This window comes from Acinetobacter sp. LipI_19, from assembly GCF_058242925.1.
Genome location: NZ_JBZAYK010000001.1, coordinates 1,572,178 through 1,589,487 on the forward strand (window position 1 = coordinate 1,572,178; position 17,310 = coordinate 1,589,487).

13 protein-coding genes are annotated in these 17,310 nt (G+C 39.0%); 10 read left to right on the top strand and 3 right to left on the bottom strand.

Annotated elements, in window-relative coordinates; genetic code table 11:
* The first annotated feature begins 159 nt into the window (after positions 1-159).
* From AC4CVF_RS07575 to AC4CVF_RS07590, 4 genes are read left to right on the top strand one after another with little or no spacing between them, the layout of a single operon-like run.
* Positions 160-2,901, top strand: coding sequence for a type VI secretion system Vgr family protein (locus tag AC4CVF_RS07575; RefSeq protein WP_490789158.1), 2,742 nt, complete (start codon positions 160-162; stop codon positions 2,899-2,901).
* Positions 2,894-3,901, top strand: a complete 1,008-nt coding sequence (locus AC4CVF_RS07580) for a T6SS immunity protein Tli4 family protein (protein ID WP_490789159.1) — start codon at positions 2,894-2,896, stop codon at positions 3,899-3,901. Before AC4CVF_RS07575 ends, AC4CVF_RS07580 begins: the two co-directional genes overlap by 8 nt.
* A gap of 55 nt (positions 3,902-3,956) precedes the next feature.
* Entirely contained in the window at positions 3,957-4,964 is a 1,008-nt protein-coding gene (locus AC4CVF_RS07585; RefSeq protein ID WP_490789160.1) for a T6SS immunity protein Tli4 family protein, read from the top strand.
* Between the two features lie 2 nt (positions 4,965-4,966).
* Positions 4,967-6,871: a lipase family alpha/beta hydrolase gene (locus AC4CVF_RS07590; protein ID WP_490789161.1), complete on the top strand. Its 1,905-nt coding sequence runs from the start codon at positions 4,967-4,969 to the stop codon at positions 6,869-6,871.
* Positions 6,872-7,099: 228 nt separating this feature from the next.
* Here the strand turns inward: AC4CVF_RS07590 and AC4CVF_RS07595 are convergent, their stop codons facing one another.
* Positions 7,100-7,981, bottom strand: coding sequence for a LysR family transcriptional regulator (locus AC4CVF_RS07595; protein ID WP_336951087.1), 882 nt, complete (start codon positions 7,979-7,981; stop codon positions 7,100-7,102).
* A gap of 165 nt (positions 7,982-8,146) precedes the next feature.
* Here AC4CVF_RS07595 and AC4CVF_RS07600 point away from each other — a divergent pair, with 165 nt between their 5' ends.
* The 6 genes from AC4CVF_RS07600 (at position 8,147) to AC4CVF_RS07625 (ending at position 15,397) form a co-directional block, all read left to right on the top strand.
* Positions 8,147-9,664 (top strand): CoA-acylating methylmalonate-semialdehyde dehydrogenase, encoded by a 1,518-nt coding sequence (locus AC4CVF_RS07600; RefSeq protein ID WP_490789162.1) that lies wholly within the window; start codon positions 8,147-8,149, stop codon positions 9,662-9,664.
* Positions 9,665-9,679: 15 nt separating this feature from the next.
* On the top strand, positions 9,680-10,570 hold the full coding sequence (mmsB, locus tag AC4CVF_RS07605) for a 3-hydroxyisobutyrate dehydrogenase (RefSeq protein ID WP_336951089.1): 891 nt from the start codon (positions 9,680-9,682) through the stop codon (positions 10,568-10,570).
* Between the two features lie 103 nt (positions 10,571-10,673).
* Positions 10,674-12,326 carry an AMP-binding protein gene (locus AC4CVF_RS07610; RefSeq protein WP_490789163.1) on the top strand — a complete coding sequence of 551 codons (1,653 nt, stop codon included), beginning with the start codon at positions 10,674-10,676 and terminating at the stop codon, positions 12,324-12,326.
* Between the two features lie 73 nt (positions 12,327-12,399).
* Complete coding sequence (locus AC4CVF_RS07615; RefSeq protein ID WP_336951091.1) at positions 12,400-13,527, top strand: acyl-CoA dehydrogenase family protein; 1,128 nt, start codon at positions 12,400-12,402, stop codon at positions 13,525-13,527.
* A 55-nt stretch (positions 13,528-13,582) separates the two neighbouring features.
* Positions 13,583-14,356 (top strand): enoyl-CoA hydratase, encoded by a 774-nt coding sequence (locus AC4CVF_RS07620; protein WP_419359681.1) that lies wholly within the window; start codon positions 13,583-13,585, stop codon positions 14,354-14,356.
* Positions 14,357-14,371: 15 nt separating this feature from the next.
* Complete coding sequence (locus tag AC4CVF_RS07625) at positions 14,372-15,397, top strand: enoyl-CoA hydratase/isomerase family protein (RefSeq protein ID WP_419359680.1); 1,026 nt, start codon at positions 14,372-14,374, stop codon at positions 15,395-15,397.
* A 112-nt stretch (positions 15,398-15,509) separates the two neighbouring features.
* Here AC4CVF_RS07625 and AC4CVF_RS07630 read toward each other — a convergent pair whose 3' ends face one another.
* Positions 15,510-16,424: an alpha/beta hydrolase gene (locus AC4CVF_RS07630; RefSeq protein ID WP_419359679.1), complete on the bottom strand. Its 915-nt coding sequence runs from the start codon at positions 16,422-16,424 to the stop codon at positions 15,510-15,512.
* A 1-nt stretch (position 16,425) separates the two neighbouring features.
* On the bottom strand, positions 16,426-17,307 hold the full coding sequence (locus AC4CVF_RS07635) for an alpha/beta fold hydrolase (RefSeq protein WP_419327204.1): 882 nt from the start codon (positions 17,305-17,307) through the stop codon (positions 16,426-16,428).
* Positions 17,308-17,310: the final 3 nt, after the last annotated feature.

Below are 17,310 nucleotides of genomic sequence, written 5' to 3' on the forward strand. Positions count from 1 at the left end.
CCAAGATTCGTCTTGGGTTTTTATTTTAAAAATAAATTAATAATTCAAATTAAATTGCCATATAAATACTTCGTTCTAAAACGACAACAATCCAGTAAGTTTGAGACATACTAAAATTTATGTTAAGTTTTTCTTATTAGTAAAGGGGCATAATAATAAATGTTGAACAATATTTTTACACGCTTAGATAAGTTTGGCTTGGGAACTGAAAACCGTTCAATTCATGTCCAGCTTTTAAATTTTCAACTCAATTCCCACATCATGTTGCAGCGTATTGATGGCTATCATGGTGTCAACGATGGCTTATCAGCAGAACTCATTTGCCTGTCATCAAACCCATTCATAGAATTAAAACAATTCATTGGTTGTCAAGTGGCAGTGGATCAAGTTATAGATTCAGGCAATTTATTCAGAACCACTGGCATCATTACGGGCGCTAGCCAAGGACAGTCAGATGGCGCTTTGAGTCTTTATCGTCTAACCATGCAAGATGCTACCAGTCTATGGCATAAAAGACTGAATAGCCGTGTGTTTATGGATAAAAGCGTTGTAGAAATTTGTGAAATAATTTTCAAGGAATGGCAGCTTAAGAGTAGTTTATTTGCTTCAAGCTTAAAACTGGATACAAGTGGTTTAACCAAAGATTATGATGTACGTCCATTTTCAATGCAATCAAATGAAAGTGATTACTCCTATTTAACTCGATTAATGCGTGAGGAATCAATTAATTGGCTGGTTGATGAATCAAATTATTTGGTTTCTAACAGTAGCCAAAACGTTGAACCACAAAAGTTACGCTTGGTCGATAGTAATTTTCAATTTAAAGCCAGTGAACGTAGGACTATTCGTTATCATCGTTCAAATGCAACGGAACAGTCCGACAGTATCACCAGCTTTATCGCAAATAGACAATTACAATCGACAGCGATCCATGTACAACGTTGGCAAGCGGACAGTTTAACTCAGCAAGATGGTAGCGGTTCAGTCCTCAGTTCACATAAGCATAGTGCTCAACGTGATAATGAAAGCTTAAGCCTAGAACAAGCTTGGAGTATATCTCCTGCATGGATTCGTGATCTTAAGGGCGAAGACCAAGCGACAATGTCTGGAAATAGCCAACTTGATAAACTGAATAATCAACTTAATCTGCATCAAGCTTTGCAAGCAAAATACTTTACAGCACATAGTAGTGTCCGAGATACCCAGGTTGGCTATTGGTTTCAGTTGGTGGATCATCCAGAACTAGAGAAAAATCATAGTGGCAGTGATAAGGAGTTCTTAATAATTAGTAAACATTTTTATAATCAAAATAATTTTCCCAAAGATATTCAAAACCAAATTGAAAAACTCTTAATTTTGAGTCATTGGCAAAGTAGTAAAGATAGTGAACAAGAGCGTCAAGCCAATTTACTCACTTTAGTTCGTCGTAATATTGAGCTTGTTCCAAAATACGATCCGTTGCAGCATCGCCCGATTGCCCATGTACAACGCGCTAAAGTGGTCAGTGATGGCGAAGAAATTTATGTTGATGAATGGGGAAGGATTAAAGTTCGCTTCCTATTTACGCGAACTGAAGATCATACCCATGATGGTGGTGCAGGATCGAATGATACAGATACTGATTCAGCATGGGTGGATGTGCTTACATCTTGGGCTGGTGCAGGCTACGGTGTAAGATTCTTGCCTCGTAAAGATGAGATTGTCGCGGTTGATTTTTTTGATGGTAATCTTGATCGTCCATTTGTTACAGGACGAATTCATGAAGGACATCGAAGTCCAACCATGTTTGATAATAAAGGTAAACTGCCTGAGACCAAAAAGCTGAGTGGTAACCGATCAAAAGAAGTGGCAGGTGAAGGCTTTGGCCAGCTTAGATTTGATGATACTACCGCGCAAATCAGTACGCAGTTACAGTCGAGTCATGGTGCGAGCCAATTGAATTTGGGAAATTTAAGTCATCCTAAAGAAACCTCAGTAAGTGAAGGTCGTGGTGAAGGGTTTGAGTTAAGGACGGATGATTGGGGGGCAATACGTGCGCCTAAAGGGATATTGATTACAACTGAAATCGCAGGTCATGCCTCAGGAAACCAACTTGAGCGTAGTAAGCTTCAACAGAATATCGAAAAATTCTTAGGAACTAATAAGGCTATTCAAGATGCAGCTAAAGGCCACCAAACCATTGAGCCTGAACTTGAATTACAAGAAGCCGTAAAAACAGATCTTCCAAATTGGAATGAATCAGATTCAACCCCTTTCATTGCAATCGATGCCAAGGATTCACTTATTTTTGATGCAGATAAAGGAATTATTGCTCAAGCCAAGCAAAATATTGATATAAGCTCAGAACGAAATATTCAAGTTTTTTCAGGGCGTGGTTTTCTAGCCAATGTTTTAGACAAAATTTCACTCTTCGCCAAAGCAGCCGGTATCAAGATCAAAGCTGGACAAGGTCCAGTCGAAATTGAGTCGCAAGCAAGCACCATGAAAATCGCCTCACAAGAACTGATGCATGTTTATGCAGTTAACGATTTTGTTAAAGTCGAAAGTGGTAAAGGCATAATGATCTCATCTGGTGGTGGTTTTATCAAAATTGAAGATGGCAATATCGATATCGTTTGCCCTGGGTTGCTTTCTTTAAAAGCAGGGCAAATTAAAACCATGTCAGGCGCTACGATAAGCTCTGATTTAGCCGCGATGCCAAAACTTCAAATGGATTATGGTGAACACTTTGTATTGCGTAATAAAGCGGATAAAGCCATATCGAATATGAAATATAAAATAAAAACAGAAGATGGAAAAACCATTGAGGGTGTTACAGATACTGAAGGTAGAACCGAGAAAATAACCTCACTGGCTATGACAAAAGCCGTTATTTCATTATTAGGATATGTTGATGAATAAACTATTTTCTTCTTTATTACTCACCGCTTGCATGATCACGACAAGTTGCGCATTTGCACAATCAGCAATAAAAAATACTGGAAATAATATGATCAATTTAGAAAAAACTAAAACTTATTGTATTGGGCGTTATGTGGTGGATATTCCTGCTGAGGCTAATCCATTAGAACGTTATGATAAATATGATTCTTTTACTATTAAGGTTCAAACTAAAGCAACACGTCAAGATTTTGATGAAGCAGTTCAAAAATGGAGAAACGATTATTCCAAAGGTAATCGAAAAATTTTTGAAGACCCACAAGAACAAGTATTCGATGGTCGATTGACTAAGATTTTTAAAGGGAAATTAGCAGATAAAAAAATACTACCTTATGATGTTTTTGGATTTGTACTCGATAAAAATACTTTATTTTTAATAGAGGGAATGCATAGTGATACACCACAGTTGACAGCCGAAAGTAATGAAGCGATTCATAATTTAGTGAAAAATTTACGCTATCGTAATGAACATGAGATTCCTAAGGAAGCAGGACAATGTATTTACCAAGGCTTTATCAAAGATCAAACCAAACAGTACCGCTATAGTATCCAAAAGCTTGGTTTTAGATTTAAGGACTATCCAACAGTGGTGTTACGTTTTGAGGCAGAAACAAATGATGAATATGTCTTGCCAATGATTCCACGGATAGAAAAAAAGTTTAAAGAGGTCGGGCAAAGCCAGCGTCAAATTGATAAAGGCAATATTCGTAAAGGTGAAAAAAATACTGGGCATTTAACGGGACAAGAATGGATTTCAGTAGAAAAAATGAAAGGGAAAAATGGCATTAGTGCCTTATGGGAACATACAGGCAGTGCCAATAATAACCAAGATCCATTGATAAGTTTTGAAACGGATACTGGATATTCATCTCCGCTTAGTGAAAGCAGTAGCCTAGAACAATATGATGCCTTAAAACTATATGAATCGATTCTAAAAACCATCCGTAAATTCGGAGAATAATAATTTTAAACAATGCTTATAGATCTGATAACGCTTATCTAAAAAGGAAATATTAATGAATAAACTATTTTCTTCTTTATTACTCACCGCTTGCATGATCACGACAAGTTGCGCATTTGCACAATCAGCAATAAAAAATACTGGAAATAATATGATCAATTTAGAAAAAACTAAAACTTATTGTATTGGGCGTTATGTGGTGGATATTCCTGCTGAGGCTAATCCATTAGAACGTTATGATAAATATGATTCTTTTACTATTAAGGTTCAAACTAAAGCAACACGTCAAGATTTTGATGAAGCAGTTCAAAAATGGAGAAACGATTATTCCAAAGGTAATCGAAAAATTTTTGAAGACCCACAAGAACAAGTATTCGATGGTCGACTGACTAAGATTTTTAAAGGGAAATTAGAGGATGACAAAAGACTTCCTTTTATAGTAGCTGCCTTTGTATGGGATAAAAATACTTTATTTTTAATAGAGGGAATGCATAGTGATACACCACAGTTGACAGCCGAAAGTAATGAAGCGATTCATAATTTAGTGAAAAACTTACGCTATCGTAATGAACATGAGATTCCTAAGGAAGCAGGACAATGTATTTACCAAGGCTTTATCAAAGATCAAACCAAACAGTACCGCTATAGCATCCAAACTCTTGCTTTTGACTTTAAAAACTATCCAACAGTAGTGTTACGTTTTGAGGCAGAAACAAATGATGAATATGTCTTGCCAATGATTCCACGGATAGAAAAAAAGTTTAAAGAGGTCGGGCAAAGCCAGCGTCAAATTGATAAAGGCAATATTCGTAAAGGTGAAAAAAATACCGCGCATTTAACGGGACAAGAATGGATTTCAGTAGAAAAAATGAAAGGGAAAAATGGCATTAGTGCCTTATGGGAACATACAGGCAGTGCCAATAATAACCAAGATCCATTGATAAGTTTTGAAACGGATACAGGATATTCATCTCCGCTTAGTGAAAGCAGTAGCCTAGAACAATATGATGCCTTAAAACTATATGAATCGATTCTAAAAACCATCCGTAAATTCGGAGAATAATAATGTCAAATAATGTCCATCGTCATGAAGCCTATGAAATACTTTACGAATCTGGAAGTGTGTCTTATGTTTCATATACCACACCAGATAGTGTTAATTCCGAGTGTGTAATTCCTGCACCTGTCAAATATGTCGTGCCGATTATTTTTATTCCAGGGATTATGGGGTCAAATCTCAAAGATGCAAAGAAAAATAAAGTTTGGTATCCCCGAATATCACTGTCTACGATTATTGAATACAGTAAACGAGATGCACGAGAACGACAGATTGCCCTGAACCCAGCAACAACTCAGGTTGGGTACGATGGCGATGTAAAAATAAGTAAAAAAGTAATTCCGCATATGACCAAAGACTTGGCTTTGGCACGCGGTTGGGGTTCAGTGATTACCATAGGTTATGCAAATTTACTGATTTATTTGGAGAGTAATTTAAATCAACCCTTCAAGAAATTAAAAGATCAAGAGAAGGATAAGTTTAATGGTACCGCTGAATGGGAAAAAATTGTCCAACCCGGCAATGCAGATACGGAAAAAATACTTAAAAATTGGTCGTCGCAAAAAACCGTTGAATTATTAGGTCTAGAACAGCATGAGGAGTTGGCAGATTATGCTTTTCCAGTGTTTGCCTGTGGCTATAACTGGTTACAAAGTAATATGAAGTCAGCAGATCATGTTGCAGACCGACTGAATAATCAAGTTATGGCGCAAGTTAAAAAAGAATTTCCTACAGCAAAATTTAAAAAATTTATTATCGTTAGCCACTCTATGGGTGGCTTAGTGACTCGCGCCCTGATCCAAAATGCTAAAGTTAAAGATAAGATTGCTGGTGTGATACATGGTGCGATGCCTGCCAGTGGTGCGCCAGCAGTATATCAACGCCTCACTGTAGGCTGGGATGGTTGGAAAGCCTCAACAGGACTTTTCAAAAGTGCTGTGGCTTGGGCAACCAAATTTATGTTTGGGAATACTTCCGAACGTCTCACTGCAACATTGGCAAATGCGCCCGGTGGCTTAGAGTTATTACCTTTTTCAAATTATTACAATGTTGGGGATTTTCCCAAAAATCCTCAAGCATGGTTGGTCATTAAAGCTAAAACGCCTACAGGTGAAATGACTGCCACATTGCCAAAAAGTAATGATCCTTATAATGATCTCTATAAAAGAAAAGACTGTTGGTGGGCGATGATCAATCCTGATTTTATTGACCCAGCTGGTTTAGTTGCCGAAGCTGTGAAGAAGGATAAATTAGCCAGCATTTTTGATGCTTATATAAATAATATTGTAATAGTTAAAGAATTACATGATCATATAAAAGATACTTATCATGCCAATACTTATGCAAGCTATGGTGCTGACGAAGGGTATAAAGCATTTGGTCAAGTGGTGTGGCGTTGTAAAGAAGAGCTAAATATTAGCAGTGAAAATGAACTAATTGAATTAATGAACTTATACGGCAAAAAAAATTTAATTGAACTCCCAGATATAAAAGATCGAAGTGATATAAAAGAAGACGATGTAACACCTGTTCCGGAAGATGATGCTGAATTAAGTATAAAAGGTTCGAAAATCCATAATTTATTAGACAATGCCTATAAAAAAGATGGCATAAGGGAAGTCTTGCTAGATGAAAAGTCAAAAATTTCTAAAACCAATAAAGCCACGTTTTATTTAGATATTAAGCCAACCTCAAAGGGAGATGGAACGGTTTGTTATCAGTCTGGACAGGATGTGCGTGCTGATGGTCGTAGTCCAATTGAAACATTTATAATTAATGGCTATGAACATGCGAGTAGTTATGATAATGCGCATGTTCAATTAAATACCATCTACTGTATTGCAAATATAGTGGATATGATCAAGAAATCTTCAGCATTAGAGGGATGTGAGAGTAAAATAAAAAATCTATAAATTTATATGATTTTAAGGACTTTTCGGGTGAATAATAGAAGTTCTAATTCTATAGGAGTTTTATTATTCTCAATGAAGATGAAGATGAAGATGAAGATGAAGATGAAGATGAAGATGAAGATGAAGATGAAATTATCAGATAATATTTTTGGAAAATAATAAATTTAAGATCTAGTATGTATTTTATGAAATGAATAACTTGAACAAAGTTAAATTCGTCCAAAATGCTTAATCCATCAATAAATTTTGATATTTATCAGCTTGTGTTCTTAAAAAATCCCAGACCAATTTAATCCGTGGTTCATGCTGTAAATCAACTAAAGTCAACATCCAAAAAGTATGAATAAAACGAACTTCATCTTGTAACACCTGTTTAAGTTCTGATTTATTTTCTGCCAAAAACTTCGGCAAAATTGCCAATCCAGCACCTGCACTCACAGCAACTTGTTGGGCCAATATACTGCTACTTCTAAAATTTGCATTGAGCTGTAAGGGTAGACGTTCTAAACAATACAGTTCAGGACTATAAATTAGATCATCAATGTAGTTTACAAACTGATGGTTTTTTAAATCTTCAAGTTTTTTAATCGCTTGAGTGCTTTCTAAATAGCTTTTGCTACCATAAATTTTAAGACAATAATCGGTTAAACGAGTAATGATATAAGGTCCTGACTTAGGACGGTCAATAGAAATCACAATATCAGCTTCACGATGCGACAGCTTAATCATTTTTGGAACTGGGATAAGATCAATTGTAAGTAAAGGGTATTGTTTAGACAGTTGTGCCAATAGCTGTGCTAAAAACGCTGTTCCAAAACCCTCAGGTGTGCCAATTCGCACATGCCCCTGTAATGGTAAGTTGGGCTTTTCAATTTGCAAAAACGCTTGTTCCATTTGCTCAACACGAGGAACTAACGCTAAGCCCTCCATAGTTAGTTCATAACCTGTGGCTTCTCGTCTAAACAACGGCGTTCCTAAAGACAGCTCTAGCGCTTGTATTCGTCTAGATACAGTACTGTGTTCAACTCCAATAATACGGGCTGCATTGGTTAAAGTCTTGGCACGCGCTAAAACTAAAAAAAACTGTAGGTGATCCCAATCGACTTTCATTGTGTATAACATCCTTGTGCATATTTGCACATTCATTGTGCGTTAATTTCTATTGGTCATCTATATTTTCTTTGTTAGTTTGATTTGAAACAGCACTGATGAAAATACTGCTTTTGGCTATTTTCTAAGAATGTAACAACAAAAAATATTGCCTATGGAGAGGTTATGAACACAATGTCAAATATTCATTCGACGACGGCTAAATTATTAATTCATGGAAAATTTACCGAATCAAATACTACTGAATGGCAAGACATTCTAAATCCCGCGACCCAAGAGGTACTTGGTCGTGTCCCGATGGCAACTCTAGACGAAGTTGATGCTGCTATTGCTGCTGCACAAGAAGCATTTAAAACTTGGCGTTTCACACCAATTCAAGCTCGTATGCGGATCATGCTGAAACTGCAAGATTTGATTCGTGACAATATGAAAGATATCGTACGTGTCTTGACCGCAGAACAAGGTAAAACTTTAGCTGATGCAGAAGGTGATATTCAACGTGGTTTAGAGGTAGTTGAACATGCTTGCTCGATTGGTACCTTGCAAATGGGTGAATATACTGAAGGTGTAGCTCGTGGTGTAGATACTTATACCTTGCAACAGCCATTGGGGGTATGTGCTGGAATTACCCCATTTAATTTTCCTGCCATGATTCCACTATGGATGTTTCCAATGGCGATCGTTTGCGGTAATACCTTTGTTCTTAAACCGTCTGAACAAGATCCATTATCAACCATGATGCTAGTTGAGTTGGCATTACAAGCTGGTGTACCTGCTGGTGTACTCAATGTAGTACATGGTGGCAAACAAGTGGTTGATCGTCTATGTACGCATCCAGACATTAAAGCCATTTCATTTGTAGGTTCAACAGCAGTAGGAACGCATGTCTATAACTTAGCAGGTCAGCATGGTAAACGTGTGCAATCGATGATGGGAGCAAAAAACCATGTTGTGGTAATGCCAGATGCCAATAAAGAACAAACGTTAAATGCTTTAGTCGGCGCTGCTTTTGGTGCAGCTGGACAACGTTGCATGGCATTGTCAGTTGCTGTCATGGTCGGTGAAACTAAACACTGGGTGGATGAGTTGGTTGAAAAAGCCAAAACACTCAAAGTGAATGCAGGGCATGAACCGCAAACAGATATTGGTCCTGTGATCTCTCCACGTGCAAAAGCTCGTGTTATAGATTTGATTAATAGTGGTATTGAACAAGGTGCACAACTCTTACTTGATGGTCGAGACGTGCAAGTACATGGCTATGAAAAGGGCAATTTTGTTGGTGCAACCATATTCAACCAAGTCACTACCGATATGCGTATCTATACTGAAGAAATTTTTGGCCCTGTTTTAGCCATTATTCATGTTGATACGCTTGAACAAGCCATTGAATTGGTTAATGCCAACCCATTTGGGAATGGTGTAGGATTGTTTACTCAAAGTGGTGCAACAGCACGTACTTTCCAAAGCACCATTGATATTGGTCAAGTGGGCATTAATATTCCAATTCCCGTGCCGGTTCCATTCTTTAGCTTTACAGGGTCAAGAGGTTCAAAATTAGGGGACTTAGGACCTTATGGTAAACAAGCAGTACAGTTCTATACTCAAACCAAAACCATTACCAGTCGTTGGTTCGAAGACACACAAGAAAAAGGTGAAGTGAATACCACCATCAGCTTGCGTTAATACAGGAGTTCAAGGATGAATATTGCATTTATTGGTTTAGGTAATATGGGCGGTAAAATGGCCCATAATTTACTCAAATCAGGCTTGACAGTTTATGGCTTTGATTTAAGTGATATTGCAATCACACATTTCACCGAAGCAGGTGGAATCGCCTGTGATAGTCCGCAGGCAGCAGCAGAAAATGCAGATGTCGTAATCACCATGCTGCCAGCAGCAAAGCATGTTAAAGAAGTGTATTTGGGGGAAAATGGGGTACTTACTGTCCTTAAACAAGGTAGCTTATGTATTGACAGTAGTACCATTGATCCGCAAACCATTAAAGACATTGCTGCAATTGGTATAGATCAAGGGATTCAAATTTGCGATGCACCTGTTTCAGGTGGCACGATCGGCGCTCAAGCAGGTACACTGACCTTTATGGTGGGAACTGATGATAAAGCCTTTGAACAAGTAAAATCTGTGCTTGCACCCATGGGCAAGAACATCGTGCACTGTGGTGAAGTGGGTGCAGGGCAAATTGCTAAAATTTGCAATAATCTCATTTTAGGCATTTCAATGGCCGCAGTGGCTGAAGGCATGGCGCTAGGGGCTAAACTCGGTATCGATGCACAGGCGTTGGCAGGTGTAATCAATAGTTCCAGCGGTCGTTGCTGGAGCTCGGAAGTGTGCAACCCGTGGCCGGGTATTTCAGCCAATGCACCCGCTGGACGCGGTTATAGTGATGGATTTGCCTCTCAACTGATGCTTAAAGATTTGGGTTTGGCTGTAGAAGCCGCAGGTCAAGTCAAACAACCTTTGCTTTTAGGCGGTTTGGTACAGCAGCTTTATCAGCAATTGTGTATGCAAGGTAATGCTCAACTCGACTTCTCAAGCATCATTCAGCAATATTTGCCTAAAGAAGCTTGATCATCAGTCGAAGCATAGTTAATTTCACCACCAATGGGTGGTGAAAAATCCATAGATTCACTCGTGTCATGAATAACAATAAATCCAGGCCGGAGTATATAATATGTTGAATTATCAGGATGTTGCTAAAAAATTTGATTTAGATAGTGTTGTTAAAGAAATGCTCTCAGGATCAGTTGATCAATTGAATGCCTGTTATGAATGCTGTGACCGACATGCGGAAGCAGATCATGAAAAAGTTGCGCTATATTGGCAAGGTAAAGATGGTCGTAAAGAACAATATACCTTTACTCAACTGAAAAAATGGTCGAGTCAGTTTGCCAATTTTTTAAAGTCACAGGGTATTCAAGCTGGTGATCGTATTTCGGGTTTATTACCAAGAACTCCCGAATTATTGGTGGTGATTCTAGCTGCTTGGAGAATTGGTGCAGTCTATCAACCGCTGTTTACTGCATTTGGGCCAAAGGCGATTGAACATCGAGTTCAGCTGGCAAAAAGTAAATTAGTCGTGACTGATATCGGCAATCGTAGCAAACTGGATGAAGTTGCACAGTGTCCACAAATTATGACCGTCGCTGATCAACAGGGTCATGGTGTACAACAAGGCGATTTAGATTTTTGGAAAGAACTCAATCAACACGCTGAGCACTGTGATCTAGTCATGCAAAGCATTCAGGATCCATTTTTACTGATGTTTACCTCAGGCACCACTGGACCTGCAAAACCTTTAGAAGTTCCACTCAAAGCATTAATTGCTTTTGGTAACTATATGAAAGATGCGATCGGCTTACGCGCAGATGATGCATTTTGGAATATTGCTGATCCAGGTTGGGCGTATGGACTTTATTACGGTATCACAGGACCTTTGTTGTTAGGTCATGCCACTTTGTTTTATGAAGGTGGTTTTAGCATAGACAGTTTATGTCAAATTATTGATGATTATAAAATTACCAATTTGGCAGGGGCACCTACAGCATATCGGATGATGATGGCCGCAGATTCCACTCAAATGGCACAACTAAAGGGTAAATTTCGTGTTGTGAGCAGTGCAGGAGAACCTTTAAATCCAGAAGTTTTTCGTTGGTTTAAACAATTGCTTGATGCACCTATTTTTGATCATTATGGACAGACTGAGGTGGGCATGGTGGTGTGCAACCATCATGGTTTAAACCATGACGTCCGTGCTGGCGCTGCTGGTTTTGCCAGTCCAGGTTATCGTGTCGCTGTGGTGGATGATCAAGGGAATGAGTTGCCTGCCGATACCGCTGGAATTTTAGCGGTAGATATCAGTCAATCACCGATGATGTGGTTTGGTGGCTATAAAGAAAGTCGTAAATCACCGTTTATCAAAAATTATTATTTGACCGGTGATACTGCTGAATTACATACAGATGGGAGTATGAGCTTTGTTGGACGTAGTGATGATGTGATTACCACCTCTGGATATCGTATTGGACCTTTTGATGTAGAAAGTGCATTACTTGAACATGAAGCAGTGATTGAAGCCGCTGTTGTTGGAGTACCAGATCCAGAGCGAACGGAAATCGTTAAAGCTTTTGTGATTTTGGCAGAAAATAAAATACCATCTGAGGAATTGGCTGAACAACTTGGACAATTTGTCAAAAAACGTCTGTCTGCCCATGCTTATCCAAGACAAGTAGAATTTGTCAATGAACTGCCAAAAACACCAAGTGGCAAAATTCAACGCTTTTTACTGCGTAATCAAGAGATTGCTAAACAACAATTAAACGCATAAAGCTGGTGAGTAGAGTCCTATATAGAGCAATCTTGCCGAATGTAGGACGTTTAATGATGCTAAGGAATCTGAAATGCAATTTACTGAAGAACAATTATTGATTCAGGACATGGCGAAAAGCTTTGCCAAAAAACAAATTAAACCGAATGCAGCAGAATGGGATAAACATAGTATTTTCCCAAAAGAGACCTTGTCACAAATGGGGCAATTAGGTTTTATGGGGATGCTGATTTCAGAGCAATGGGGTGGTTCAGATACCGGCAACTTAGCCTATGTCCTTGCACTTGAAGAAATTGCGGCGGCCGATGGCGCAACCTCCACCATTATGAGTGTACATAACTCAGTCGGTTGTGTGCCGATTGCTAAATTTGGTAGTGAAGAACAAAAACAAAAATATTTATTACCTTTGGCGCAAGGTGAAATGATTGGTGCTTTTGCATTGACCGAACCGCATACAGGCTCTGATGCAGCAGCGCTGAAAACCCGAGCTGTCAAAGATGGTGAGGACTGGATTATTAACGGCGCAAAACAATTTATTACTTCAGGAAATAATGCTGGTGTAATTATTGTATTTGCAGTGACCGATCCAAGTGCTGGTAAAAAAGGTATCAGTGCCTTTATTGTACCACGGGAAACTGCGGGCTATGAAGTGATTCGGACTGAAGAAAAACTGGGATTGCATGCTTCAGATACCTGCCAAATTGCATTGACTGATGTGCGGGTACATAAAAGCTTAATGTTAGGTCAAGAAGGTGAAGGGCTTAAAATAGCACTGTCTAATCTTGAAGGCGGTCGTATTGGTATTGCTGCGCAAGCGGTGGGTTTGGCACGTGCGGCCTTAGAAGAAGCCAGCAAATATGCCAAAGAACGGATTACTTTTGGAAAGCCGATTTTTGAGCATCAGGCAATCGCCTTTCGTTTGGCCAGTATGGCAACAGAAATCGAAGCAGCTCGTCAATTAGTCCATCATGCCGCACGATTGAAAGAAGCAGGCAAGCCCTGTCTTAATGAAGCCTCTATGGCAAAATTATTTTCCTCTGAAATGGCAGAGCGTGTGTGTTCAGCAGCTTTACAGGTCTTCGGCGGATATGGTTATTTAAAAGATTTTCCAATTGAACGGATTTATCGTGATGCCCGTATTTGCCAAATCTATGAAGGCACTAGTGACATCCAGCGCTTGGTGATTGCGCGAAGTTTATAAATAGATTCAATCGCTGTGTATCAGATGATGGGATAAAATAGATAAGGAAATGAATATGCAATTTGAAACAATTTTACTGGAAAAACATAAAGGCGTAGGCTTAATTAGACTCAATCGTCCAAAGGCTTTAAACGCATTAAATTCAAAATTAATTCAAGAAGTGAATTTAGCTTTAGATGATTTAGAAAAAGATCAGAAGATTGGTTGCATGGTGCTGGCTGGTTCAGAGAAAGCCTTTGCAGCAGGGGCAGATATTAAAGAAATGGCGGGATTGAACTTTCCGAATATTTATTTTGATGATTTTTTCAATCTCGCAGATCGTATTGCACAACGCCGTAAACCTTTAATCGCTGCTGTCAGTGGCTATGCTTTGGGTGGCGGTTGTGAGTTGGCATTGATGTGTGACTTTATTTATTGTGCAGACAATGCCAAGTTTGGCTTACCTGAAGTCACTTTAGGCGTGATTCCAGGTATTGGGGGGACGCAGCGTTTAACCCTTGCCATAGGTAAAGCCAAAGCGATGGAAATGTGTTTAACCGCTCGACAAATGGGGGCAATTGAGGCAGAACTGAGTGGTTTAGTTGCCCGCGTCTTTAGCCCCGAAGAGCTTTTAACCCAGACTTTAAGTACAGCTGAAAAAATTGCTGAAAAATCATTGGTGGCGACCATGATGATCAAAGAATCAATTAATCGTGCCTTTGAAGTGAGTTTGGCGGAAGGTTTACGTTTTGAACGACGAACCTTTCATTCAATTTTTGCTACTTTGGATCAAAAAGAAGGCATGCAAGCCTTTGTTGATAAACGCCAAGCCAACTTTAAAAATCAATAACAGGATGAAGATGGGATGAATACTGAAAATCATTTAATCGTCGAACAGCACGCTGCTTTGGGGGTGATTACCTTAGATCGAGTGTCCAGCCTGAATGCACTGACTCTGGATATGATCAATGGTATCCGTACACAAGTTGAAACTTGGCAAGATGACGCTGGCATTCAAGCGATATTGATCAAATCTAATAGTCCAAAAGCATTTTGTGCAGGCGGTGATATTCGCTATCTTTATGATTGTTATCAAAATGGTACAGAGGGACATAAAGAGTATTTTATTGCTGAATATGACATGTTGAATAGCATTCGCGCGTCTAAAAAACCTGTTGTGGTATTGTTAGATGGCTATGTCTTAGGTGGCGGTTTTGGTCTGGCACAAGCCTGTCATATTATTGTCAGCAGTGAAAAATCACGTTTTGCCATGCCTGAAACGGCGATTGGTTTCTTTCCTGATGTTGCCGCAACCCATTTCTTGTCGCGTTTAGATGATATTGGGGTTTATCTGGCAACCACAGGCGATCAGATCAGCAGCAGTGATGCCTTGTATTTAGATTTGATTGATTATCATGTTCCTAGCCAACAATTTAATGCTTTATTCGATGCCCTGAGTCAATCAAGCAACTTAAGCAAAGATAAGATCGAACAGATAATTTCTAAATTTATTACCCGTCCTGTAGCAAGTGAACTCAGTACATCTGTTGAAAACATTCGGAAGCATTTTGGCTTTGAAAATTTGCAAGATATTGAAAAAAGTCTTGAAAATGAAAAAGATCAACAGCATAAAGCTTGGGCAAGTAAAGTCCTAAGCACTTTGCAACAACGTTCTTGGCTGGCGAAAAAGACCAGTTTAAGACTGCAATACTTAGGACGGGGATTGTCATTACAACAATGTATGCAACTGGAACGAAATTTACAGGATATCTGGTTTGAACATGGTGATATTCTTGAAGGTGTACGTGCATTAATTATTGACAAAGATAAACAGCCGAAATGGCAACAACAGAATGCAACGCTAGATAAAATCTTGGCTGAATTAGGTTAATATTTTTAATGCGTATATCAGTTTTGTTTTTACAAACATTCAGGTACTTTTAATGGCAACAAAAAAGGAAATCATGTGATTTCCTTTTTATTTTACAATGATCAAAAACCAACTATAAATCAATCTTATCATATATAGCATTGGCTTTATCTGTGATTGCAGTCATATGGATTGCACCATGAATCATTCCTGCTAGAAAATGAAATTTCACCGAGACACCAGCATTTCTCAATCTTTCAGCATATTGTTCGCCATCATGACGCAGTGGATCATATTCACAGACAAAAATTTTTGCCTCTGGTAAGCCTTGTAATGACTGTGCCAGTAGGGGGCTCACCAACTCATTGGTTTTGTCAGAATCACTATTTAGATATTGATCCCAACAATATGTCATTGTTGCAGTGGTTAAGCCATAGCCATCTGCATAAGTTTCATAGGATGTGCCATGCATCGTAGCATCTAAGGCTGGATAAAATAGCAGTTGTTGACTAATCTGGATTTCTGGATGCGCATTAGCGAGTAAGCATGCAGCCGCTGCAAGATTGGCGCCCGCACTATCACCACCCACAGCAATACGATTTTGATCAAGCCCTAAACTTAAAGCATGTTCTTGAATATAACGAAGTGCTGTAAAAAAATCTGTCAGCGGTACTGGAAATTTGAATTCAGGCGCTAGGCGATAATCCACTGAAAAGATAACATGCTGTGTTGATTCTGCCAGTAAACGGCATGAACGATCCCATGCATCTAAACTCCCCAAACACCATCCACCGCCGTGGGCAAATACTAAAGCTGGATTGCTTTGTAGCTGCACCATAGCATAGGGCGTATATACCCGAACTTGGATTTGAGCTTGATCAGAGGTTGTGACCCAAAAACTGGTTTGATAGCTGGAATCTTGCTCAATACCTTGCTGTTGTATGATGTCATGATTTACCTGCGCTCTTAATTCACAAAGTGTATTTGCAACTGCTGTAACAACAGGTCTAGTGTTAAGCCAGTCTGCAATTTGATGATCTAAGGACATCCTATTGCTCCAATTGTAGAAATTCTAAAATCAGGGAACAAAATGCTTCGGGTTGTTCCTCCATAATAAAATGACCACAATCTTTAACAATTGCACTGCTTAAATATGGTGCAACTTTTTTCATGGTTTCATAAGGTGCATCATTGGTTGCCTGTTCTGCACCAATCGCCAATACAGGCATTTCTAGATTTTTAGCTGCTCGGATTTTATTTTGACGAATAGTTTCCGGGATTGAACGATAGTAGTTAAAACCTGCCGTTAAACGCCCTGATACTTTATAAGCCTCAATATAAGTCTCAGTGGCAACTCTATCTCTATGCCATGACCACTTATCAAAAATATAATTAAGATAAGTTTCTTCACGGCCACTGACTAAAGCTTCAGGTAAATCCATCACTTGATTAAACATGAAATGCCATAGAAAAATATTTTCATCAGGTGAAACAAAAATAGGCGGTGGTGTTGCCAATCCGGGAATAACAGCTTCAGTCACGGCCAGAGAAGTGACAGATTGGGGAAAATCAGCTGCAAGTGCATAAGCAACCCACATCCCGATATCGTGACCAATCACTGAATAAGTATCATGTCCAAGTTTTGACATTAAGCTGGATAAAATTGTCGCAATTCGCCCGGTATCATAACTCCCATTCAGCGGAACAGAATATCCCGTTCCCGGTGGATCTACAGCAATTGCCTGATAACCGTTGGCCGCCAAGACACGCATCACATTTCGCCATGCGTACCATGTTTGTGGCCAACCGGGGATAAGTAATACGACAGGACCACGACCTGTAGAAACATAATGAAGTTTTTTACCATCAATATGAATGTAATGATGCTGAAATTGATCGACTAAATTTTCATGTGTTGTAATGGTTGTCATAGT